The sequence below is a fragment of the Streptomyces sp. NPDC048462 genome, assembly GCF_043200175.1.
Lineage (GTDB): Bacteria > Actinomycetota > Actinomycetes > Streptomycetales > Streptomycetaceae > Streptomyces.
The window spans coordinates 36,174-58,438 of the sequence record NZ_JBICXG010000010.1 but is presented as its reverse complement, the minus strand read 5'-3'; the positions used below and the strand labels follow the sequence as shown (position 1 = coordinate 58,438).

The window sequence follows — 22,265 nt, the reverse complement described above, 5'->3', positions numbered from 1 at the left end:
TGTCGCCGATCACGTGCGCACGACACGGTCAAGCGTCGACCGGCTCCAGCTATTCCCCCTGGATGGCGGGTAGTTGGTCGGGGCGGTGGTCAGTCGGCCCCGTCCGCCTCGAACATCGACGCGGCCAGCGACCGGAACACCTCCTCCGGGTCCCGGTCGCCCACCGCGCCGCTCAGGTTGCCGCTCAGCAGCAGGGTGGCGAAGCCGTGGGCCAGGGACCAGGCGGCGGTGCCCGTGAGCCGGGGGTCCTCACCGCGGCGGGCGGCGGGGAGTGTGCTGACGCCCGTTCGCAGTTCGACCGAGGCCCGGAGCTTCGCGGCCACCAGGTCCGGGTCGTCCCCGCGGCAGAGCTCCGGCTGGAACATGACCTGGAAGTGGGCCGGGTGCCCGGTTGCGAACCGCACGTACCGCACGCCGCGCTCGCGCAGGTCCGGGGCGTCGGCCAGGGCGTCGGCGAAGAGCTCGTAGCCCTCGGTGGCGATGGCGGTGAGCAGGCCTGTGCGGTCCTTGAAGTGGTGGGCGGGGGCGGCGTGGGAGACGCCGGCCCGGCGGGCCAGGTCGCGCAGGCTCAGCGCGCCGGGGCCCTCGGTGCGGATGACGTCGAGCGCGGCGGTGAGGACGGCCTGCCGCAGATCGCCGTGGTGGTAGGTGCCGGTGCTCGTCATGACAGCAGATTACGCGGAATCTAGGCATTGACAAGTTAGAGGGCGAGGCGCACTGTGGGAATCTAGTCACTGGCAAGATTCGTGTCACGGAAGGCGGAGACATGTCCGACGAGCTGGGTCGCGCACGGCAGATGTGGCACCTCCTGGAGCCCCTGCACGCTGTTCTCTACTACGCGCCGGAGGCCTTCGAGGAGGCCGCCGCGCTCGGCTACCGGACGGATGAGCGCTGGCCGAGCTACTTCGCCTGGCGGGCCGCGCCGCTCGGGGACGCGGACGCGGCCCGGGTCGCCGGGACCTTCTACAGCTTCAGCCCGGCCATGGTGGACGAGTACGTGCCCGCCGTCTGGTCCGTCGCCCCGTCCGCCGCCGTGCTCGCGGCCCGCACCAGGGCCGTCGACCGCACGTACCGGACCCTGCTGGGGGAGGCCTGCGACGCTCCGGACACCGCCGAGGCCGTCGCGCTCCTGCACCGCGTCACGGAGGCGGCCGACACGACGGGCCGCCCGCTCGCCGCGGCCAACGCCGCCCTGCCCCGGCCGGACGAACCGCACCTCGCGCTCTGGCGGGCGGCGACCGTCCTGCGCGAGTACCGCGGCGACGGGCACCTCGCGGCGCTCGCGCACGCGGAGCTCGACCCGGTCGAATCGCTGGTCTCCTTCGCGGCCATCGGCGCGGCGGCACCCGAGGTGTTCGCGAGCCGGGGGTGGAGCGACCAGGAGTGGGGAGCGGCCCGTCAGAGGCTGCTGAAGCGCGGGCTGTTGACGCCTGACGGTACGGCGACGGAGGCGGGCCGGGCGCTGCGCGGCGAGGTCGAACGGCGTACGGACGAGGCGGCCGCCGCCCCCTGGCGGGAGCTCGGGAGCCAGGAGCGGGAGCGGCTCGTGGAGTTGCTCGGACCGTTGTGGGTGGCGGCGATCGGGTCCGGGATGCTGCCGTCCGAGACGACGCTGGGCATCGGGAAGGTGTGATCCGGAACGCATCCGGGGCGCAGGGCGGTCATGAACACGTCCTGGCGGGGAATACGTCCGTAGAATAACCGAGTTGGTTCGGCTTTCTCCCCGTCAGGACGGCTTCGAGTGATATCTCCCCGCGCATACCGAGTGATGGTGCCCGCCCTCGGAGTGGCCGCCGTGCTGGCCCTGGCGGGCTGCGACCCCGAGAAGATCACGTCCGGTGCCGAGTCGCCGGGCGCCGGCTCGAACGGCGGCGGCGGCCCGGTCACCGGCTTCGGCGCCAGGCCGCTCGACAACGCCGACGGCACGAAGGCCGGCCTGGCGCCCCTCACCTCCGACAAGGACCGGGCGGCGGCCCGCAAGGTCATCGAGAAGGTCGCCACCAAGGGGCGCGGCCCGAAGACCGGCTACGAGCGCGACAAGTTCGGGTACGCCTGGAAGGACTCCGTCGACCACGTACCGCTGTCCCACAACGGCTGCGACACCCGCAACGACCTGCTGGCCCGGGACGGCAAGAAGGTCGAGTTCAGGTCTGGTTCGAAGTGCGTGGTCGCCTCGATGACCCTCAAGGACCCGTACACCGGCAAGACCATCGAGTGGCGCAAGCAGCAGGCCACCAAGGTCCAGATCGACCACGTCATGCCGCTGTCGTACGACTGGCAGATGGGCGCCGCCCACTGGAACGAGTCCAAGCGGCAGCAGATCGCCAACGACCCGCTCAACCTCATCCCGGTGGACGGCCCGGCCAACAACGCCAAGCGCGACTCGGGCCCGGCGTCCTGGCTGCCGCCGTACAAGCCGGTCCGGTGCTCGTACGCGCTGCGGTTCGCGCAGGTCTCGCTGAAGTACGAACTCCCGGTCACCACCGCCGACAAGAAGGTCATGCTGGAGCTGTGCGGCGGCTGACGGGGCGGCGCATCGCCCCGCCTCGCCGAGTGCCCACCTCCGCACAAGACCGCGAGCGGCGGCATTCGCTGGAGGCGAGCGGCTACGTCTTCACTCGGCCCGACGGCAGCCCCAGCGAGGGTGCCACCCTTGCCCGGCAATGCAACACCCTGCTCCGCCACGTCCGTTTCCATTACCTCCGGCACTCGGTAGTGGCCGTTCTCGGACCAAGGCGTCGAACTCGTCGCCATCAAGGAGTTGCTGGGCCGCACCCACATTGGCGTGACTGCCACCGTGTAGGCCCACGTCCGACTCCGCCTCCAGCGCGACGCCATCGACCTCCTCGACAACCGCCGCCGCAACCCCGTTCAGCCCTCCACCCGACGACAGCGATGAACCCACCACTTTGTGCAGCCCCCGCCCGCTGACGTTGCCCTCAACCATTGCCGTCAAGACGCGCAGAAGCCCCGCCGGAACAATTCCGGCGGGGCTTGGTTACTGGGGTCCGGCGTGCAACCGCCTTGCCGTCAATGGCCCGCACTCCGCACGGAGCCAAAGGAAGTGATAAAGGCTCAAGAACGCTTTGGCCACGGCCTTCGGCCTGGAGAGGCCCAAGCACACACCAGTGGTCGAGTTGGCCGCACCGCGAATTCCAACGCCTCAAACGGCGTTTCGCCCAGCTCCCAAACAAGGCCGTCCAGGTAAGCCCGCACGCTACCGCTGGAACCCATGAATACGTGGCTGCTGCTCAACCACCAGCCCACCGGGTTGTGATTCTCCCCGAACACTTCCTCTAGCAGAAGTGCCTCGTCCAGGTATCGGACTCCTTTATTCGGGCTGACCCAATAGGGTTCATCATTCATGAAATTCGGACCAGCAGCCAAGGCCGGCCGGATCTCCAAACCCCAGAATTCCCTGATGAAGGATATGAAATTCTCATGTATCGCATACCCGGAGAGAGTGAGCCGTGCGATGGTGTCTGAGACATCTACGCTCCTTCCTGGCCGCCATCCGGCGGCCAGGAGAGCTTCACGGACTGGAAGGCTCAGCCCATGGTCAGGCCCCGCTGATTCACGGCCCAATGAAAAGCCCCTTCTTGAGCCGAGCGCACCGCCCACAAGGCTTGGCAACGTCGCCATGCTCCCAGTTACCGTCGGGGTCGTCACCCACGTGAATGACATCCATGTGGCCTCCACGTATCGCATCCGGACCCTCGGCATTATAAGCCTTGATCAGACACTTAGTCTCGGCGCATCCGCCATGGTGATCGAGCTCGTCGAAAACATCTTCCATACCGGGAGGTGCAGAAACCTGCTCCTTGTTATGCGCACGATAGGTCGCACCCGAAGGTGAAGTGTATTCGGCAGCATATTCTGCCTCATATGCTTCCGCTATGTCGGCCGTATTTTGCAGATCTTGCGAAGGGGGGCAGTTGTGGACCAATACCGGTGTCGAGCCCGCGAGGACATAGTACGTGTGGACGTCGCGGACGGTCAGGTTATTGACGGTGCTGCTTTTGACCGTCCAGCGGCCGATCGCCGTGATCTGGACGTGCGTCCCCGCGCTGGTGCGGAGCCATTCGCCGGGCTTGAGGTCCGTGGCCTTGATCCAGGCGTTCAGTTCGGGGACCCAGAAGGGGTGGCCGTCGGTCGCGGTGACCTGGGCCGTTCTGGTGCCCTTCTTGCCGTCGGTGTCGATCGTGACCTTGACCAGGTGCTTAAGGCCCTGGCCCTTGATCTCGGCCGTGACCGTCTCGGTCCGGGTCTCGCCGGTTGCCGGGTCGGTCGTGACGACCTTGTCGCCGGCCTTGACCTTCTCGATCGGCTTCGTCGAGCCGTCGGCCATCAGGACCTTGGTCCCCGGCACGAAGCTGTTGCACGTCCCGCCGGACTCGCCCGATGCCTTGCCCGAGCCGCCGCTGCCGCTGGATCCGCCGCTGCTCTTGGTGGATCCGCCGGTCTTGCCGCCCGGCTTCGAGCCGCCGCCGCTGCCACCGCCGCCGCCGTGGGCCGACACCTTCGGGGCAGCCTTGGCCTGGGCCCTCTTCTGGACCGGGTTACCGGTCTTCTTCGCGGCCGCGAGTGCCTTGTCGGCGGTTCTCTTCGCCGCTTCGGCCGCCTTTTTCTTGGCTCGCTGCGCCGCCAGCTTCTTGGCCCGCTCGATCGCCAGTTTCTTCGCCCGTAGTGCCGCCGCCTCGGCCGCCTTCGCCGCCTTGAGGACGATCTGGGCTGCCTTCTTCGCCGCCTGGAACGATTCGACGGCCTTGATCGTGCGCTTGACCGCCTTGATCACCGAGGGGATCTTGCCGAGCTTCGTCCAGGGGATTGCGTCGACCGCGATGCTGACGCAGGACCACATGTCACCGCCGAAGCAGGCCATGGCGTCGTTGATGCCGATGAAGTCCTTCAGCGTCTCCCATGCCACGGCGAGGATCACCGAGGTCATGGACTTGCCCATCATCGACTGCGCCTGCGCGACCTGTGCCGCTGACAGGCCCGCGCCGGCCAGCGCCGCGGCCCGTTCGGTCGCCGAGAGCGAGATGGCCAGACCTGTTGGGTCGGACATCGTCACCGGGTTGTTGTGCGCGTAGGCGTACCCGTTGGACTGCAGTACGTCGTTGAGGTCCACCACCGGGTCGGCGGACAGGAAGCGCCCCACCACCGGGTCGTACAGGCGGGCGCCCAGTGGGACGAAGCCGGACGCGTTGTCCTCGGAGGCGCCCAGGAAGCCGGTGTGCGCCCGGAGGCCGGCGCCGGCCGTGTCCGCGCCGCGCTGGTTGCCGAACGGGTCCTGTTTGCGGATCCGTACCTGCATTCCGCCGTCCAGGGCGACCTCGGCATAGGTGCTGCCCTGGTGGTCACCGGTCTGGGCGACGAGCCGGTCGGCGCTGTGGCCGTTGGCGTAGCGCATGACCGTGCCGCCGGGAGCGGCGTAGGTGCGCTGGGTGGTGGCCAGGACGCCGCCCTGCTGGACGGTGACCTCGGCCTCGCCCAGGTACAGCGTGGCCTGCTTCCCCTTGATCGTCAGCAGGCGGGAGCCGTCGGGGCCGTAGATGTGACGGGTGTCGTTCTGCGGCGCCCAGAGCTGTTCGGCCTTCGTGCTGTCGCAGGAGGCCAGTACGACGGCGGTGGTATCGGCCGAGTCGGCGTTCTTGACGGACAGGCACAGTGCCGAGGCGACATGGATGAGCTGGCCGGAGGCGTTCCGCTTCAGTTCCTGGCCGGCCGAGCCGTCGCACTTCTGGATCTGGACCGCGGACCCGGCAGTGGTGCCGGTGGGCTGGACGCACCACTTGTCGTAGATGTTGAGCGTGCCCCGGTCGGGGTCGGTCGGTGCCTTCCCCGGGGTGGGGCTGAAGCGCCAGTCCTGCGCCAGGGAGGAGTTGCAGGAGTACAGCTCGACCGGCGTCCCCGCCACCGCGAGACTGCTTGTGAGGTCGAGACACTTGTCGGCGAGGCCCACGTACGGGGTCTTGCCGCCGGTGCCCGCGCCCTTGATGCGGTCGACCTTGCCGTCGTACGTCCAGGTCAGGTCCTGCTTGTCACCGTTCTCCAGGGAGGTGACGGACTTGGTCTCACCGGTCAGCTCGTACAGCCGCTCCGCCTCGGCCTTGACCTGGGCACCGGCCGGTGTGGTGTAGGACTTCGACACCTTGGCCAGCGTGTGCGGCTGGGTGCCGTCCGCCTTGCCGTAGGTGTAGGTGCTCGTGGCGTCCTTGTCGGTGTCGCCGGTGAGGTCCTTCTCGGTCAGCTTGGTGCGGTTGCCGAGCAGGTCGTACTCGTACTCCTGCCAGTAGCCGGAGCCGTCCTTGCCGGCGGCCACGGCGACCGATCCGGCGCCATCCTTCGGGCCGGTGCAGGCGCTCTGGTCCTTGGCGGTCCAGGCGGTCTTCAGCTGGCCCAGCGGGTCGTAGACGAAGCACTGCCGTTCATCGATCCCGGTCGCCGCCTCCTGGATCGAGGTGACGTTTCCGGCCGGGTCGTAGGTGTACGAGCGCTTGGAGACGAGATTGCCGGGGACCACCGACTGGTCGCCGCTCTGTTCGCGGTAGACCTGCTGGTCTTTCAGCTCGCCACTCGACTCGTCGAACGTCGACTGCGTCCACACCCGGTAGGGCTGGGCGCCGAGCGTGGAGCGCAGCACCTGGCCGTAGGGGTCGTAGATCGTTTCGGCGCCGTACCAGTCCTTGCCGGAGACCGACAGCGGCTTGCCGTCCTCGTTGTAGCGGACGACGAGCTTCTCCGCGTCGAACGCGCCGACCTTCGGCAGCGTGGAGCTCTCCAGTACGCCGTCGGCGGCGTAGTCGTAGGAGTACGTGTACGACTTGTCCAGGCCCCACGTGTCGGCCAGCGTGGCCGGCAGGCTCAGCGTGGTGGACGTCGGCTGGTAGTCCTTGGTGTAACCGTCGACCTTCTGCGTGTAGGCCTGGCCGTCGGTGTAGCGGGTGGCGGTGGAGGGCAGGCCCTTGCCGCCGGGGGTCTGGTCGTAGCCGTAGTCGGCCAGGAGGGTGCCGCTCGCGTCGTTCAGCCGCTGCTGGGTGGGCCGCGACAGTTGGTCGTAGCCGTTCCAGACGGTGATGCCGCGGGCGTTCTTCGTGGTGAGGACGCGGTCGTGGTTGTCGTACGTGTTCCGCGTCGTGCCCGTGTCCGGGTCGGTGGCGGTCTCCTGACGGCCCCGGCTGTCGTACGTCCAGGTCCACGGGTGGGTGGTGTCGGCGGAGTTGACCGCCTGCACCAGCTGTCCGCGGGCGTCGTACCGGTAGCGCATCGACGTCATGCCGTCGGGCGCGGCCGGGTTCAGGGTGTCCACGCGGGACGTGCGGCCGAGGGCGTCGGTGTAGACCTGGTAGGACGAGGCGCCCTGCGGGTTGATGACCTTCGACCAGTCCAGGCCGTACTCGTAACGGGTGGCCCGCTCGTCGACCGGCTGGGACGACGACTCGTGGGTCAGCGGGTCCTCGACCTTGAGGAACGGCGTCTCCTTGAGCACGCGGCCGGAACCGTCGTAGGCGTAGCGCGTGATGTTGGGGACGGCCGTGTCGCTGACCGGGGTGAACAGCTCGCCATCTGTGGCCTCGTACGTCAGGTAGGCGTTGTTGGTCTGCCACACCTCACCGGAGCTGTTGTACAGCGTGTCGGTGACGAGCCGTCCGCCGCCGTCCGCCTGCTCCTGCGTCTGCCGCTCGCGGCCGAGGCCGTCGTAGAGCGTGACGGAGGTCTCGATGCGGTCGTCGTGGCCACGCGTGTAGGTGGTGACGTAGGAGGGCTTGCGGTCCTCGCCCGCCTTGTATGCCGGCACCGTGTAGACCGCCCTGAAGTCCGGCACGGCCGTGTCGGAGGGGGTCCGGTCGGCGGCCCAGGCCTTCTCGAGCCGGCCCAGTGGGTCGAACTCGGCCTGGGTGACGTGCTTGTTCGCGTCGGTCGTCTTCAGGGTGGTGCCGCGACCGGGCTCGACCTCACGGATCTCGGCGTGTCCTGCGGCGTTGGTCTGGGTGACCTTGAAGACCTGGCCGGTGTCAGGCTCGTAGGTGATCGAGCCGGCGGGCTTGTCGTCCTGGTCGGTCGCGCTCACCACACGGCCGACCGCGTCGAACGCGGTGCTGCCGTCGGACTGCCAGCCGGTTCCGGTGCCGTTGACCGACCAGGTCCGGGACGCCTCGCCCTTCGTGGTGGACGCGAGCGCCGCACCGTAGGCCTGGCCGTCGTACGCGGTCCTGGTGCCGCCGTTCAGCGTCGACAGGGTGGCGAAGTCGGCCGCGGCGCAGGTGGTCGGGGAGACCAGGACCTGCTTGGACAGACCGATGAGGTTCTTCGCGGTGTTGTGGACGTACTCCGACTTGGTGCAGGACTCGTCGCCGGACTTGCCCGTGTCGCCGAGCGACTCCACCTGGACGGGCAGGCCGTAGACCGACTCGTAGACCGTGTGCGTCTTCACCGTCCGCTCGGTGCGGGGGTCGTCACTGTTCTTGCCGGAGGACCTGGTGTACGCGATCTCGTCGGGTTCGGTCACCCGCCAGGCGCGCAGCGGGTCCAGGCCGTCGTCGCGGTCGCGGTGGGCGAGTTCGGTGGCGGCCGGGACGGTGAGGGAGCGGGACACCCAGTCCGTGTCGGCGTCGTCCGCCTCTTCGTAGTCGAGTTCCTCGGCGATCCGGCCGGCGAACGGTTCGCTGTCCTTGGCGATCTCGGCGCCCTCGATGTCCTTCACCGAGACGTCGTCACCCATGCCGCGGAAGAAGCGGGTGACGGACTTGGAGCGCGTGGAGCCGATCGCCTTGTCGTCGGCACCCGTGATCACCGAGGTCTGCTCGAACCCGGCGAACTGCGAGTAGGTGCGGGTGGACTTCTTGGTGAACTCGCCCTCGGCGAGCTTCCAGCCCGCGTTCTTGTACTGGTACTCGGTCTGCGTCGTGTACGCCCCGTTGACGTTGGGGAGTTCTTCGATGGTCCCCACCACGTACTTGTGGAACCAGTCGATGTCCTCGACCTCGGGGTCGGGGTGCCAGAACGACGGGTAGCACAGACGGGTGTTGGACTTCAGCGCCGCCTTGTCGGACTTGCCGGGCAGGCCGGTTCCGGTGGCGCAGTCACCGGCGGGCTGCTTGTAGGTGACGACGGTCTCGCCGCCGTACTCGTTGATGACGCGCCCGATGCGCAGCCGCGAGAAGCCGGGCCGCGGGTCGTTCGGGCGCTTCACCCGGTTCGGCATGTCCTCGGCGTTGGACTCGAAGCGCACCGCGTTCATGGGGACGTTCTTGTCGGTGCTGCCGTTGCGGGCGTATCCGGTGCGCTGCACCGACTCCAGCCACAGGGCGGTGTTCGGCCCGGTCTTCAGGACCGGGAAGTTCTGTGTCAGCGTGAACCGGTCGACCACCTGCCGTGCGGTGGTGTCCGTCCGGCGCTGCGCCGAGGTCTGGATCTGCACCAGGCGCTTGCGGCTCCAGAAGGAGGGCCCGGCGTTCCAGCATTTCGTCTTGTAACTGGAGCTGACCTTACGGCAGTTCAGGTCGGCGGGAGTGTCGTACCAGATGCGGTACTTGCCTGGGTCCTTGTCCTCGAAGTTGGCGTCCGAGCAGGTCAGACTGCCTTCGGCGAGGCAGCGGTCGGTGACGGTGAAGTTGACGCGGGCCGGAGCGACGGCCGTGAACAGGGTGTTCTTGCGCTGGCCGTAGTCGATGTGGTCGAGCCAGCCGTCGCGGTCGTAGACGACCGGGGCCTTGAAGTCGAAGTTGCGGGCGTAGTAGTTCTGCGCCTTCTTCCACCAGAAGGACATGGCGTTCTCGTGGATGTCCTCGACGTAGTCGAGGCTCCAGCGCCAGCCCTGGGTGCACGAGGAGTGGGCCCAGTCACCGGCCTTGTAGCAGTCCTCGCCCGCGTGGTTGCCGTACACCGGGACGGTCAGCACCGAGTCGGTGACCGGCTGGCCGGAGGTCCAGCCGGGCAGCTTGTTCCGGCCGAACCAGTAGCGGGTGCCGTCACGGGTGGTGACGACCCAGTACTCGCCGTCCTTGGCGCCGTTGGCGTTGTCCGCGTCGGTCAGCCGCTCCACCCGGGAGCCGTCGCCGTTGGCCGTGAACCACGTGCCCTTGTCCTTGTCCCAGACCAGCTCGGTGGTCATGCCGCCGAGCGACAGGGTGGCGTTGTCGGAGCCCCAGCACAGGTCCGCGGTGCGGTGCGTCTTGTTGTTGGAGCCCTCCTTCTTTGAGTCCTCGCGGCAGTTGGCGTACGTCCGGGTGATCGATCCCGGGTTGTAGTCCCAGCCGTCGCCGATCCAGGAGGCCTGGTTGTTGGTGGAGGACGTGCGTCCGTCGACCGACTGCGAGGAGTAGCCCAGGGAGATCTTGGGCGCCAGCCCGCCGGCGCTCTCCGGCACCTGTACGTCGTAGGAGTACGTGAAGGCGCCCGAGGAGGAGCCTGCCGACCAGGCGCCGGACGACAGCAGCGGGGTCGCGGTGAAGTCGCCCGAGGCCGAGGCACCGGTGTCCATCGCGCCGATGACCTGCGGGCCGGAGGCGTCCACGGCCGGCAGGACGTAGCTGTCGCGGTAGGACGCGGAGCGGACGCTCGCGCCCGACGTCGTCGGACCTGCGTCACCGCCCAGCAGGCCGGCGACCGGGACGGAGCCGGTGAGGATCTTGCGGGTGGCCGACTTCTTGGCGGCCCCGGTCCGGGTGGGCGCCTTCGCGGCGGGGACCACCTCGACCGAACTGCGCAGCCGCTCGGGCTGCTTGTCGGCCTTGCCGGACATGGTCGTCACGCCGTCGTCGGTGGCGCAGTCGCCGGTGTCGGGTGCGTCGAGTACGCAGTCCGGCAGCAGGACCAGACCGAAGCGGTCGGCGGCCTGCGGGCCGTAGAGGTCGGCGAATCCGGTGGTGTCGACGGCGATGGAGACCTGTGCCGCGGGGTCGGCGCCGGCCGGCGGCGTGACCCTCATGATCATTCCGGAGACGCCCGCGTCCTGGGACGTGCTCGGCGCCGCCAGGCCGACCTTCCAGTCGCCGGCGATCGCGGCCGGGTCGGTGCCCTCGGGCACGCCGACGGCGATGGGGAGGTCGTCGACGGCAACCGTGGTACCGGGCGCGGTGTCCGCTGTCAGCGTGGCGACACCCTCGTCGGGCGACCAGGGTGTGACGGCGGTCGGCTGGTACGGGTCGACGGGTACTTCGTCCGCGGTGGTGAGGTTCTTCTCGGCTTCCTCGTCCCCGTCGAGCGCGGTGCTCTCGGGGAGGTCGGGGAGCTTGACCTCCTCGCGGCTCATGCCGGGGCCGGGTATCGCCCACGCCTCGGCGCTGAGGCTGCCCATCGAAAGGGACAGCGCCAGCAGTAGGACGGTGGCCACTCGGCTCTGCCGGTGGCGACGTCGTTGTGACTTCGTCCCGACCGGGCGTGAACGCCCCAGCCACGACGGCGGACTTTGAGCACGCATACGCGTCGACCCCACCCAAGGCATGCGAAGAACAACAGATGGCGCCCGAACCCTCTGTCATGAACCCCGCAGATTTCAAGATCAGTCGAGAGGGGTGCGAACGGCTCCGTGTGATCTGCGCCATGCGTCATGCGCTGACATACCGTCAACTTCAGGGATAAGTCGATAAAACAATGAAAAGCCCCGCCTACTACCTCACTTCGGGTGATCAAAAGCCGCAGATGACGCACGGTCAAGGCCCGGTCACGTGCGCACCATCCCTTCGTCACGACTTCATAAATTCTCCATATGTGGATCTCATGTGGAGTTCGTGTGATGGTGTGCGCGCCCATGCCCGTTCACCTGGTCCCACAAGGGAGTAGACCGCCGCCGTGTCCGCGCCGCATCGTTTCCTCAGCCCCTTCGTGCGCACGCGCACCAGGTTGGCCCTCACCCTCGGCCTCGTCCTCGTCGCCCTGACCACCGCACTGTTGCCGTGGCGGAGCGCTGACGAAGCCTCACCGCCCCTGTCGAACAAGGCCGCCCAGGCACGAAAGGCGGCGACCGGTCCACGCGATGAGGCCGCCGCCCAGTCGGAGGCCCTGCGCACCCACAAGCAGGTGCTCGTGGACACGGCCACCACTGCCACCTCCCAGACCTGGGCCCGGCCGGACGGCCTGCTGCGCACCCGCATGACCGCGCTCCCGGCCCGGGCGAAGACCGCCGCCGGCGCCTGGGCCCCGGTCGACAACCGGCTGCGGCGGGTGAAGGGTGCCGCCCGCGGGCTGGGCGTCCAGCCCGTCAACCCCGCTCAGCCCGTCCGCTTCTCCGGCGGCACGCCGGGCCACGGGGCCGCCCGTGCCGACCGCTCCCTCGCCCGGCTGTCGCCCTCCGAGGGCCCGAAGGCGTCGTCGGAGACGGTGCTGGCCGAGGTGGACATCGACGGGAACACCGTGGCCTACACCTGGCCCGGACCGTTGCCCGAGCCGGTGCTCGACGGTCCGCGCGCGCTGTACCCCGAAGTGCTGCCGGGTGTCGACCTGTTGCTGGTCGCCCGCGAGGACGGGGGCTTCGCCCAGTTGCTGATCGTCAAGAACCGCGAGGCCGCGCAGAGCAAGGCGGTGGCCACGGTGGCGTACGGACTGCGTTCGAAGACCGCGGTGTTCCATCACGACGAGGACAGCGGCCGCGTAGTCGTCCAGGACCGCTCCGGCAAGGAGGTCGGCTCGATTCCGACGCCCTTCGCCTGGGACTCCGACGGCCGTGACCCGGAGCTGGGCGACGGCCGGTCCACGACGCGCACCTCGGTCGCCACTCCGGCGGACGTGCTGAAGCTGTCCGGGCTGAGCGGCATCGAGCCGGGTGCGCACCAGGCCCCGATGCCGGTCGAGTTGAAGGGTGACGGAACCGGCACTGCCCGGCTCGACCTGCACGCGGCCCGGTCCGGACTGTTCACCGGCCCCGATGTGCGCTACCCGGTGTTCGTCGACCCGACGCTCAACAGCGGCTGGCTGGCGTGGACCGTCGCCTACAAGCCGTACCCGAACACCAGCTTCTGGAACGGCACCAACTTCAGCTCCGGCACCTCGGACGCCCGCGTCGGCCACGAGAGCGAAACCAACGGCACGGCCCGCTCCTTCTGGCGGATGAACTACAGCGCCAGCCTGAAGGGCGCGACCATCACCTCGGCGAGCTTCAAGGTGCTCAACAACCACTCCTGGTCCTGCACCACCCGTGAGTTCCAGTTCTGGCTGACGGGGGGGATCTCCTCCGGCACGACATGGAACAAGCAGCCGAGCTGGGCGACGGAGATCCAGCGCAAGTCGTTCGCCCACGGATGGTCCTCGTCCTCCTGCCCGGACGACTACGAGGCGTTCAACGTCAAGTCGGCGGCTCAGAAGGGCGCGGACAGCGGCTGGTCGAACATCACCTTCGGCATGCGCGCGACCAGCGAGTCCGACAGCCAGACGTGGCGCAAGTTCAAGGCCACCAGCGCCGCGATGGAAGTGGTCTACAACCGTCCGCCCACCACCCCTTCCGGCGTCTCCAGCATTCCGGGCGGCACCTGCAGCCAGGCCACGGCCGGTGCCACGATCGGCAAGACGAACCTGGTCCTGTCGGCGAAGTCCACCGACCCCGACGGCAACCTCAAGGGCCTGCGGTTCCGGTTCTGGAAGAAGGGCGCCACCACCCCGTCGGGCACTCTGGTCACCAGCCTCTCCAGCGGCAAGGCCACACTCACCGTCGCCGCGACCACCCTGGTGGACAAGGGCGTCTACTACTGGGACGTGCGTGCGGAGGACTCCGGCGGCAAGGTGTCGGCGTACTACCCGACCAGTGGCAACCGCTGCACCCTCACCGTCGACGGCTCGGGGCCGCCGCCGCCCACCGTGGAGAGCGACGTCTTTCCCGAGGCCACACCCGACGGCCAGACCTGGGCCACGGTCAACTTCGGCAAGACCGGCCCCGTCACCTTCACCTCCGAAGGGGCCGCCAGGTTCCGGTGGTCCATTGAGGGGGTGAACCCCAAGGACGTGACCGCCACCAACGGCACCTACACACTCGCCGGCTTCGCCCCGACCCACGCCGGTCCCAACTGGCTCCAGGTGTACGCCTACGACGCGCTCGGCAACCCGAGCACGCGCACCGACTACAACTTCTACGTCCCGCCGCGGGACAAGGCGGACGGCCCCTTCGACACGGGCGGCGACGGCATCCCCGACCTGTTGATCGTGGATGCCGACGGCAAGCTCCGCAACTGCGTCGGCGGACCCGAGGGTGACCTGTACGGCTGCCTGGCCGCCTCCTACGACGCGGACAAGAAGCCCGATCCGCAGGGCCACTGGTACGACCCGGCCACCGGCAAGGCAGCGCTGATCACCCACTACCAGGACACCTACCCGGGCGACGGCTCCACCGACCTGTTCGCGGTCAATCCGGACGGCCGCTTCCGGCTCTACCCGGGCGACGGCTACGGCAGCTTCGACGTCACCCGGCGCCTGGAGGTCCGCCTGCCGTCGAACGCTCCGGCGCCGTCGACCTGGACGCAGATCAGGGCCATCGGCGACATCACCGGTGACAAGCTGCCCGATCTGGTGCTGCGCTCCGGTACCCAGTTCTGGCTCCTGTCCGGCTACACCGGCGCCACGTTCCGGACGGCCACGCTGATGAACGACGACGCGTGGGGCCGCCGCGACCTCGTCAACGTCACCGACATCAGCGGCGACAAGACGCCCGACCTGCTGTGGCGCAACCTGGACAACGGCAACATGTACCTCCGCCAGGGCAGGTCCGGCACGGTCGCCGGCAGTGTCGACGTGGCGTCGTTGAAGTTGGCGGCCGACTCCCTCACCGGGAAGGACGAGCCGTACGGCACGAGTTGGACGGAGGCGAACATCGCGACCGCGATCGGCATCCCCGACGTCAGCGGCGACGGCATCCCCGACATCTGGTCCCGCTCCGGCACCGACGGCCAGACGCGGATCTACTTCCCGTCCCGGACCAACACCAACCCGGCGGTCAGGGTGGTCCTGTCGGTGGACTGGAGAACACTGAAGGCGCTGGGCTGACCCACCGGCCACCAGCCGCGACCCACCGGTCAACAGCCATAGGGCTCCGGCCGCCCCCTCGGGGGCGGCCGGAGCCCTATGGCTGTTCAGCACGCCCTGCCGGTGTCGTGCGGGTGCTTCGGCGCGGGTCAGAGCTTCAGGTCCCACTGGGTGGCGTCGTACGTGAAGCCGGGGTTGACCTCGACGGTCAGGTTCTTCGCGTCCGCGGGGGCGTCGAAGGCGTAGAGGACCGTGACCTTCTTGCCCGGCAGGACCGTACCGCTGAAGCCCTCGCCGACCTTGTCGTCGAAGATCTGCTCGGCGTCGACCCCGTCCTTCCCGGCGCGCGCCTCCACGCTGACGAGTGCGGAGTCGAACTTGTCCTTGCCCGCGTTCTCGATGACGACGGCCACGCGGTAGGCCTTGTTGCCCTTGGTGTGACCGGCGGCGAACGAGCCCGCGGAGTACGAGGTCGCGTCGCCGACCGTGACCGTGAGGTCGTCGTCGTAGACCGCCGAGTCGCCGGCCTCCAGGGCCTCGGCGGTGTCCTTCTCGCCTTCGGCCCCGGTGTTCGCGTCGTCCGCGTTCTTGCCGGTGTCCCCGCCCGCCTTGGGCTTCGCCGAGGCCGTTGTGTCCGACACCGCCTTGTTCAGGTCGCTCACCGCGTCGTCGACCGCCTTGAAAGTGATCACGGCGCCGACCACCGAGAGGATCAGCGCGATCAGGCCGAGGGCCGCGCCGAACGTGGCCATTTTCTTGTTCGTCGCCTCGCCCCTCTTGGCGCGACCGCGGCCCACCAGGCCCAGGATCAGCGCGATCAGGCCGAGGACGCCTGCCAGCCAGAAGAGGAACGGGATCAGACCCGAGACCGCGCCGATGAGACCGAGGACCAGCGCCGCGACGCCGAGCCCGTTGCGTGCGGGGCGCAGACCGGGCGTCTGGGCGGGGATGTACGGCTGCTGCGGCTGGGACCGGGGAGCCTGCGGCGGCTGGGTGTACTGGGACATGGCTGTGCCCTTCGGCAGGTGCGGAGTTGAGTGGTGAGCGGTTCCACGCGCCGCCTTGTGCAGCGACAGGTCAATGACATCATTTCCTGTGAACCGAGTCAACGTGGTTTACGCAGTTCGAAAGAGTTTGCGCTGTGAATCGGTTGGTGTGAACAGGTCGGTATGCTCGCCGACACAGCAGGGAGCACGGGCGGGCAGCAGCGGTACGAGCACCAGGGAGACAGCAAGTGCCGGAGAACGCGACAGAGGTGACCGCCGCGGGCATCGCCCGGCTGGCAGGGGTGGGGCGCGCCGCCGTCAGTAACTGGCGCCGCCGGCACGCCGACTTCCCCAAGCCCGTCGGCGGCACCGAGACGAGCCCGTCCTTCGCCCTGCCCGAGGTTGAACAGTGGCTGCGTGACCAGGGCAAACTCGCCGAGGTCCCGCTCCGCGAGCGTGTCTGGCAACAACTGGCCGGACACCCCGCAGGAGCCGTCCCCGCCCTGTTCCACGTCGGATGCGCACTGCTCCTCGTGCGCGAGCGCCCCTCCGCCTGGCGGGAGATCGCGGGGGTGTCCGACGAGCGGATGGCGGGCGTGCTCCCCCTCGCCCTGAACGAGGTGCTCGCCGCCCGGTTCGGACCGGCTTCCGGGGCCGGCCGCGCGGTTCACAGCCCGGACCGCTCCGAGCTCCTGCCGTCCGTCCCGCTGCTGCGGGGCGCCGCGGAGCTCGCCGCTGCCGCCGGGGTCCGGGAGACGTTCGAGTTCCTGCTCGGGCGCCAGCTCGACGCCAACCCGCGCCAGTACACGCTCACCCCGCCCGGCCTCGCGGAGCTGATGGCCGCACTGGCGGTCTCCGGCGGCCGGCCCGCGCGCACCGTCCTCGACCCGGCGGCGGGCACCGGGGCCCTGCTGGGCGCCGTCTCGCGGCCGGACGCGCTGTACGCGCAGGAGAGCGACCCGGACCTCGCGGCACTCACGGGCCTCCGGCTCGCCCTGCACACCGATTCCGCCGGGTGCACGCTCGCCGTGCGAACCGGCGACACCCTGCGCGCCGACGCCTTTCCCGGCCTCACCGCCGACGCCGTGCTCTGCCATCCGCCGTTCAACGAGCGCAACTGGGGCCACGACGAGCTCGCCTACGACCCGCGCTGGGAGTACGGCTTCCCCGCCCGCACGGAGTCCGAACTCGCCTGGGTGCAGCATGCGCTGGCCCATCTGCACGAGGGCGGCACCGCGGTCCTGCTGATGCCGCCCGCCGCCGCGTCACGCCGCTCCGGCCGCCGCATCCGCGCCGATCTGCTGCGGCGCGGCGCCCTGCGGGCCGTCATCGCGCTGCCGGCCGGCGCCGCACCCCCGTACGGCATCCCGCTCCACCTATGGGTCCTGCGCAAGCCGGACGCCGGGCCGCACCCCTCGCCCGAAATCCTCCTGGTCGACACCGCCGACACCGCCGAACCGGCCTCCTCCCAGAGCGGCCGCGACCGGCTCGACTGGCCGGCCCTGCACGCCGCCGTGCTCGACGCCTGGCGACCGTTCAGCGGCGAGTCAGGTGAAAGCGGTGAGTCAGGTGAAGGTGCTGAGACCGGTGGGGCTGGCGAGGCCAATGGAGCTGGTGAGACCGGTGGGGCCAGTGAGGCTGGCGGGGCCGGGGAAGCCGGTGCGACAGGGGCCCACGGAGGGAACCTCGCGAACGGGGAGAGCGTCCGCCCCCGGCTCGGCACCAGCCGCGTCGTCCCGGTCATCGAACTCCTCGACGACGACATCGACCTGGCCCCCGCCCGCCATCTGCCCGCCGCGGCCGCGGCGGACGGGCCCGCCGAGCTGATCGACGTACGGGAACGGCTGACGAAGAGTCTGGGGCTCGCGGGCCGCCTCACCCCGCCGCCCGTCGAGGTCTCCGCCCCCGCCCGCTGGCCGCTCACCACCGTGGGCGAGCTCGCCCGGGCCGGCGCCCTCCAGCTCCGCACCGGCGGCTCCGGCTCCGGCACCGCGCCCGTGCTCACCGAGTACGACGTCCTCGGCTCCACCGCCCCGTCGGGGAGCCTGCCCGCCGACGGGCCGCACGAGGAGCCCGTGCTCGTCGAACCGGGCGACGTCGTCGTCCCCGTACTCGGCGGCGGCTCCGTCGCCCGCGTCATCGACGACGCCACGGCGGGCGCCGCACTCGGCCGCAACCTCCAGCTGCTGCGCCCCGATCCGGCCGCACTCGACCCCTGGTTCCTCGCCGGCTTCCTGCGCGGCACCGCCAACAACCGCCAGGCCAGCAGCCACGCCTCCACCGCGACCCGGCTCGACGCCCGCCGCCTCCAACTGCCCCGGCTGCCGCTGGCCGAGCAGCAGCGGTACGGCGAACGCTTCCGCACCCTGGCCGCATTCGAGGACGCGCTACGCCTCGCCGGCCAACTCGGCGGACGGCTCGTCCAGGGGATGTACGACGGACTGACGGACGGAACGGTCACACCGAAGTGAGCGGAACGACAACGGTTCCGTACAACCCGGGGCCCCTTGCCGGTGTCGACCCTTACGCTCGGTTCTGCGCGCACGTCCCGGTGCGCGCGGATGTCCCATGACCAGGTATTCCAGGAGCAGCCATGTACGCCCCGGGCCAACCGCCGACGGCGCCGCGCACAGTCCCCAGCAGGGCCTGGATCGTCTCGATGCGCGTGCTGTTCAGCGTGCTCTCGGTGTTCTCCTGCGGCTTTCTCCTGTGGGCACCCCTGCTCCGGCTGGCGATCGTGCGCCGCAGGGCCTTCGACTGGTGGATGACCGGGGCCGGCTTCGTGCTCGTCTGCGTGCTGCTGCCGATCATCGGCAGGGACGGCAGCGACTCCGACGCCCACGGCGTCGACTACGTCCTCATCCCGCTGCTGCTGCTCGCCATGGTGGCCGCCCCCACGCACTTCATCGTGGCGGACATCCGCCACTACGCGCGGCAGAACGGCATGAGCGGCGCCATGTCACCACTGCCCGGCTACCCGTACGCGCCCACGGTGCCCATGCAGACACCGGCGCGGGCACCGATGCAGCCGATCGGGCAGCAGCCCCCGGCCCCGCAGTCCTACCCGCCGCAGCCGTACCAGCAGCCCCGCCCCGCACCGCAGCCGTCCACTCCCCAGCCGCACCAGACACCCCACGCCCACCCCCAGCCGCACCCCCAGCCGCACCCCCAGCGCATCGAACAGGTCCGCGCCGAACTGGACGAGCTGAGCGACTACCTGCGCAAGGAGGAAGGCCGGTGAACGGCCGCCTCATCGACGGGCGATACCAACTGGCCACGATCCTCGGCCAGGGCGGCATGGGCCAGGTCTGGACGGCCTACGACCAGCGCCTGGACCGCCGCGTCGCGGTCAAACTGCTGCGCCCCGACAAGGTCACCGGGCCCATGGGCAGCGACGCGGCCGGCGAACTGCGGCGCCGCTTCGTCCGTGAGTGCCGCGTCACCGCCCAGGTCGACCACCCGGGCCTGGTCACCGTCCACGACGCGGGCAGCGACGGCGACGAACTCTTCCTCGTCATGCAGTACGTCGAGGGCGCCGACCTCGCCGACCACCTCACCGAGCACACCCCGTACCCCTGGCAGTGGTCCGTCGCCGTCGCCGCCCAGCTCTGCGCCGTCCTGAGCGCCGTCCACGCGGTGCCGATCGTCCACCGCGACCTGAAGCCCCGCAACGTGATGGTGCGCCCCGAAGGCACCGTCCTCGTCCTGGACCTCGGAGTCGCCTCCGTCCTGGACACCGACACCACCCGCCTCACCCACACCGGCACACCTATCGGCTCACCCGCCTACATGGCCCCCGAGCAGGCCATGGGCGGCGCAGTCGGCCCGTACACCGACCTGTACGCACTCGGCGTCCTGCTCCACGAACTCCTCAGCGGAGACGTCCCGTTCGCCGGTTCCACCGCCCTCGGAGTACTGCACCGCCACCTCTACGAGGCACCCGTCCCCGTCCGGCAGATCCGGCGCGACATCCCCGAGGCGCTCGAAGCGCTCGTGCTGCGGCTGCTCGCCAAGGACCCGCAGCACCGCCCCTCCGGCGCCCAGGAGGTCTACGAGAGCCTCGCCCCCCTGCTCCCCGCCCGCGGCGCCGGACTGCCCGGCGGACCGCTCGACCCGACCCGCCCCTTCCTGCGCCCGCACGCACCCTGGCCCGACCGCGTCACCACCCCGCCCGCCGCCCGGCCCGCACCGGTGCCCACGCTGCCCGCCCGGCCCGATGTCGCCGCCGCCGTCGACGAGGTCAAGAAGCTGCTCGGCGAAGGCCGGATCACCCACGCCGTCGACCTCCTCGGCGGCATCCTGCCCGCCGCCGCCGAACAGCACGGCGAGAGCTCGCCCGTCGTCCGCATCCTGCGCAAGCAGTACGCAGCCACACTGATGGACGACGGCCAGTACCGCCGCGCCCTGCCCGAGCTGCGCCGCCTCGCCGACGACCGCGCGGCCGAGGCCGGACCCGCCGACCCGCAGACCCTCCAGTTCCGCCAGGACACCGCGCAGTGCCTGGAGCAACTGGGCGAGCCCGGCGCCGCGCTCGCGGAGTACCGCGCCGTCCTCCCGTACTACGAGAACCGGTACGCCACCGGCGACGACCCGGCCCGCTCCTTCGAGATCCGCCACCGCATCGGCCAGCTCCTGCTCGCGCTCGGCGACCACGCGGCGGCCATCGCCGGGCTGCGCTCACTCCTGTACGACACCGAGCACAGATACGGACCGCACCACCCGCTGCCCGTCGAGCTGCGCCGCCAGCTGGCACGCCAGCTGCAGGTCCGCGGCGGCTGAATCCCGGCGGCCACGGGCCAGTTCACCCAATGGTCGTCCACCGGCCACACCCGGCATCCGCTCCCGACATATTGACCGGCTGATGTACATTCGTGCTGATCTCGCTGGTGGTGCCTTGCTTCAACGAGCAAGAGATACTCGAACGCTTCCATGAACGCGTGACGGATGAGATGACCCGGCTGGGTCATGACTTCCAACTCGTGTACGTCGACGACGGGAGCGCGGACCGGACCCTGCCGATCCTGCGGCAGCTCGCCGCCGCCGACCCACGGGCCCGCTACGTCTCCTTCAGCCGCAACTTCGGCAAGGAGGCCGCCATGCTGGCCGGCCTCCAGCACGCCGAGGGCGACGCCGTCGTCATCATGGACGCCGACCTCCAGCACCCGCCGGAACTCGTCGGCCGCATGCTTCAGGAGCACGCGCACGGCTACGACCAGGTCATCGCCCGGCGCACCCGCAAGGGCGACCGCGTCACCCGGACACTCACCGCACGCGCCTACTACTGGCTGATCAACCACCTCGTCGACGTCGAACTCGTCGACGGAGTAGGAGACTTCCGGCTGCTCTCCCGCCGGGCCGCCGACGCCGTACTCGAACTCACCGAGTACAACCGGTTCTCCAAGGGACTCTTCGCCTGGGTCGGCTTCCCCACCACCACCTTCAGCTACGAGAACGCCGTCCGCGAAGAGGGCCGGTCCGCCTGGACCTTCGGCAAACTCCTCAACTACGGACTCGACGGACTCCTCTCCTTCAACAACAAGCCGCTGCGCGCCGCGCTCTACCTCGGCCTGCTGCTGCTGTCCCTCGCTCTCGTCTACTCCGGCTGGATCGTCGGCGTCGCCCTGGTGAAGGGCGTCGACACCCCCGGATACGTCACCCTCCTCGTCGTCGTCACCGCACTCGCCGGCGTCCAGATGGTGATGGTCGGGGTGGTCGGGGAGTACGTCGGCCGGATCTACTACGAGGTCAAGCGCCGCCCGCATTACCTGGTACAGGCCACCAACACCCGGCTCCGCGGCCAGGAAGCGGCACCGGAACCCCTGGAGTTCGTACGCCGATGACGGTCAAGGGACAACTCGTCCGCTTCGCTCTCGTGGGCGTCGTGAACACCGGCACGTACTACGGCTGCTACCTCGCCCTGCTCACCCGGCTGCCCTACATAGCCGCGCACGTGGCCGCCTTCGCGCTCAGCATGGCCGGGTCGTTCTTCCTCAACTCCTGGTTCACCTACCGGACCCGGCCCACCTGGCGGAAGTTCCTGCTCTTCCCGCTCACCAACGCCGCCAACTTCGTCATCACCACCGGCGGCGTCTACCTGCTGGTCGACCTGGCCGGCTTCAGCAGCCGCTACGCTCCGCTGGTCGCGGCGGCGGCCGCCATCCCGATCACCTTCGTGGTCTCGCGCACGATCATGCTGCGACCGGACACACCACCGAAACCCCCCGTACCGGTGCGCTGACAGGCCGGCCTGGGACCCCACATCCCCAACTCCTCCCGACTCGTTGGTCGAATCAGTGGCCGGGACCGGATCCACTGCCTAACATCGAT

The 22,265-nt window shown here is 69.7% G+C and carries 12 protein-coding genes; 8 read left to right on the top strand and 4 right to left on the bottom strand.

The annotated features are described in order from the left end of the window. Window positions 1-89 precede the first annotated feature (89 nt). Complete coding sequence (locus ACGFU6_RS18475) at window positions 90-665, bottom strand: TetR/AcrR family transcriptional regulator (protein ID WP_393611988.1); 576 nt, start codon at window positions 663-665, stop codon at window positions 90-92. 101 nt (window positions 666-766) lie between these two features. Between ACGFU6_RS18475 and ACGFU6_RS18470 the strand changes: the two genes are divergently transcribed. Together ACGFU6_RS18470 and ACGFU6_RS18465 are read left to right on the top strand one after the other, a co-directional pair. Beyond that, on the top strand, window positions 767-1,633 hold the full coding sequence (locus ACGFU6_RS18470) for a hypothetical protein (RefSeq protein WP_393611986.1): 867 nt from the start codon (window positions 767-769) through the stop codon (window positions 1,631-1,633). 135 nt (window positions 1,634-1,768) lie between these two features. Further along, window positions 1,769-2,524: an HNH endonuclease family protein gene (locus ACGFU6_RS18465; protein ID WP_393611984.1), complete on the top strand. Its 756-nt coding sequence runs from the start codon at window positions 1,769-1,771 to the stop codon at window positions 2,522-2,524. Between the two features lie 551 nt (window positions 2,525-3,075). Here the strand turns inward: ACGFU6_RS18465 and ACGFU6_RS18460 are convergent. Further along, window positions 3,076-3,642: an SUKH-3 domain-containing protein gene (locus tag ACGFU6_RS18460; RefSeq protein WP_393611982.1), complete on the bottom strand. Its 567-nt coding sequence runs from the start codon at window positions 3,640-3,642 to the stop codon at window positions 3,076-3,078. After that, complete coding sequence (locus tag ACGFU6_RS18455) at window positions 3,575-11,302, bottom strand: ricin-type beta-trefoil lectin domain protein (RefSeq protein WP_393612274.1); 7,728 nt, start codon at window positions 11,300-11,302, stop codon at window positions 3,575-3,577. The genes ACGFU6_RS18460 and ACGFU6_RS18455 overlap by 68 nt, the downstream gene beginning before the upstream one ends. Window positions 11,303-11,796: 494 nt before the next feature. Here ACGFU6_RS18455 and ACGFU6_RS18450 point away from each other — a divergent pair, with 494 nt between their 5' ends. Then, window positions 11,797-14,973 (top strand): DNRLRE domain-containing protein, encoded by a 3,177-nt coding sequence (locus ACGFU6_RS18450; RefSeq protein ID WP_393611980.1) that lies wholly within the window; start codon window positions 11,797-11,799, stop codon window positions 14,971-14,973. A 128-nt stretch (window positions 14,974-15,101) separates the two neighbouring features. Here ACGFU6_RS18450 and ACGFU6_RS18445 read toward each other — a convergent pair whose 3' ends face one another. Then, window positions 15,102-15,959: a DUF4190 domain-containing protein gene (locus ACGFU6_RS18445; protein ID WP_393611979.1), complete on the bottom strand. Its 858-nt coding sequence runs from the start codon at window positions 15,957-15,959 to the stop codon at window positions 15,102-15,104. Window positions 15,960-16,186: 227 nt separating this feature from the next. Between ACGFU6_RS18445 and ACGFU6_RS18440 the strand changes: the two genes are divergently transcribed. The 5 genes from ACGFU6_RS18440 (at window position 16,187) to ACGFU6_RS18420 (ending at window position 22,176) form a co-directional block, all read left to right on the top strand. After that, complete coding sequence (locus ACGFU6_RS18440; protein ID WP_393611977.1) at window positions 16,187-18,409, top strand: N-6 DNA methylase; 2,223 nt, start codon at window positions 16,187-16,189, stop codon at window positions 18,407-18,409. Window positions 18,410-18,531: 122 nt separating this feature from the next. Then, on the top strand, window positions 18,532-19,179 hold the full coding sequence (locus tag ACGFU6_RS18435) for a hypothetical protein (protein ID WP_393611976.1): 648 nt from the start codon (window positions 18,532-18,534) through the stop codon (window positions 19,177-19,179). Further along, window positions 19,176-20,717: a protein kinase gene (locus tag ACGFU6_RS18430; protein WP_393611974.1), complete on the top strand. Its 1,542-nt coding sequence runs from the start codon at window positions 19,176-19,178 to the stop codon at window positions 20,715-20,717. The genes ACGFU6_RS18435 and ACGFU6_RS18430 overlap by 4 nt, the downstream gene beginning before the upstream one ends. Before the next feature lie 92 nt (window positions 20,718-20,809). Then, window positions 20,810-21,778: a glycosyltransferase family 2 protein gene (locus ACGFU6_RS18425; protein ID WP_393611972.1), complete on the top strand. Its 969-nt coding sequence runs from the start codon at window positions 20,810-20,812 to the stop codon at window positions 21,776-21,778. Further along, on the top strand, window positions 21,775-22,176 hold the full coding sequence (locus ACGFU6_RS18420) for a GtrA family protein (RefSeq protein WP_393611971.1): 402 nt from the start codon (window positions 21,775-21,777) through the stop codon (window positions 22,174-22,176). The genes ACGFU6_RS18425 and ACGFU6_RS18420 overlap by 4 nt, the downstream gene beginning before the upstream one ends. Window positions 22,177-22,265 lie beyond the last annotated feature (89 nt).

Coding starts and splice junctions, on each gene's coding strand:
- ACGFU6_RS18475 (WP_393611988.1), bottom strand. CDS start 665: ATGACGAGCACCGGCACCTACCACCACGGCGATCTGCGGCAGGCCGTC.
- ACGFU6_RS18470 (WP_393611986.1), top strand. CDS start 767: ATGTCCGACGAGCTGGGTCGCGCACGGCAGATGTGGCACCTCCTGGAG.
- ACGFU6_RS18465 (WP_393611984.1), top strand. CDS start 1,769: ATGGTGCCCGCCCTCGGAGTGGCCGCCGTGCTGGCCCTGGCGGGCTGC.
- ACGFU6_RS18460 (WP_393611982.1), bottom strand. CDS start 3,642: ATGGCGACGTTGCCAAGCCTTGTGGGCGGTGCGCTCGGCTCAAGAAGG.
- ACGFU6_RS18455 (WP_393612274.1), bottom strand. CDS start 11,302: ATGGGCAGCCTCAGCGCCGAGGCGTGGGCGATACCCGGCCCCGGCATG.
- ACGFU6_RS18445 (WP_393611979.1), bottom strand. CDS start 15,959: ATGTCCCAGTACACCCAGCCGCCGCAGGCTCCCCGGTCCCAGCCGCAG.
- ACGFU6_RS18435 (WP_393611976.1), top strand. CDS start 18,532: ATGTACGCCCCGGGCCAACCGCCGACGGCGCCGCGCACAGTCCCCAGC.
- ACGFU6_RS18420 (WP_393611971.1), top strand. CDS start 21,775: ATGACGGTCAAGGGACAACTCGTCCGCTTCGCTCTCGTGGGCGTCGTG.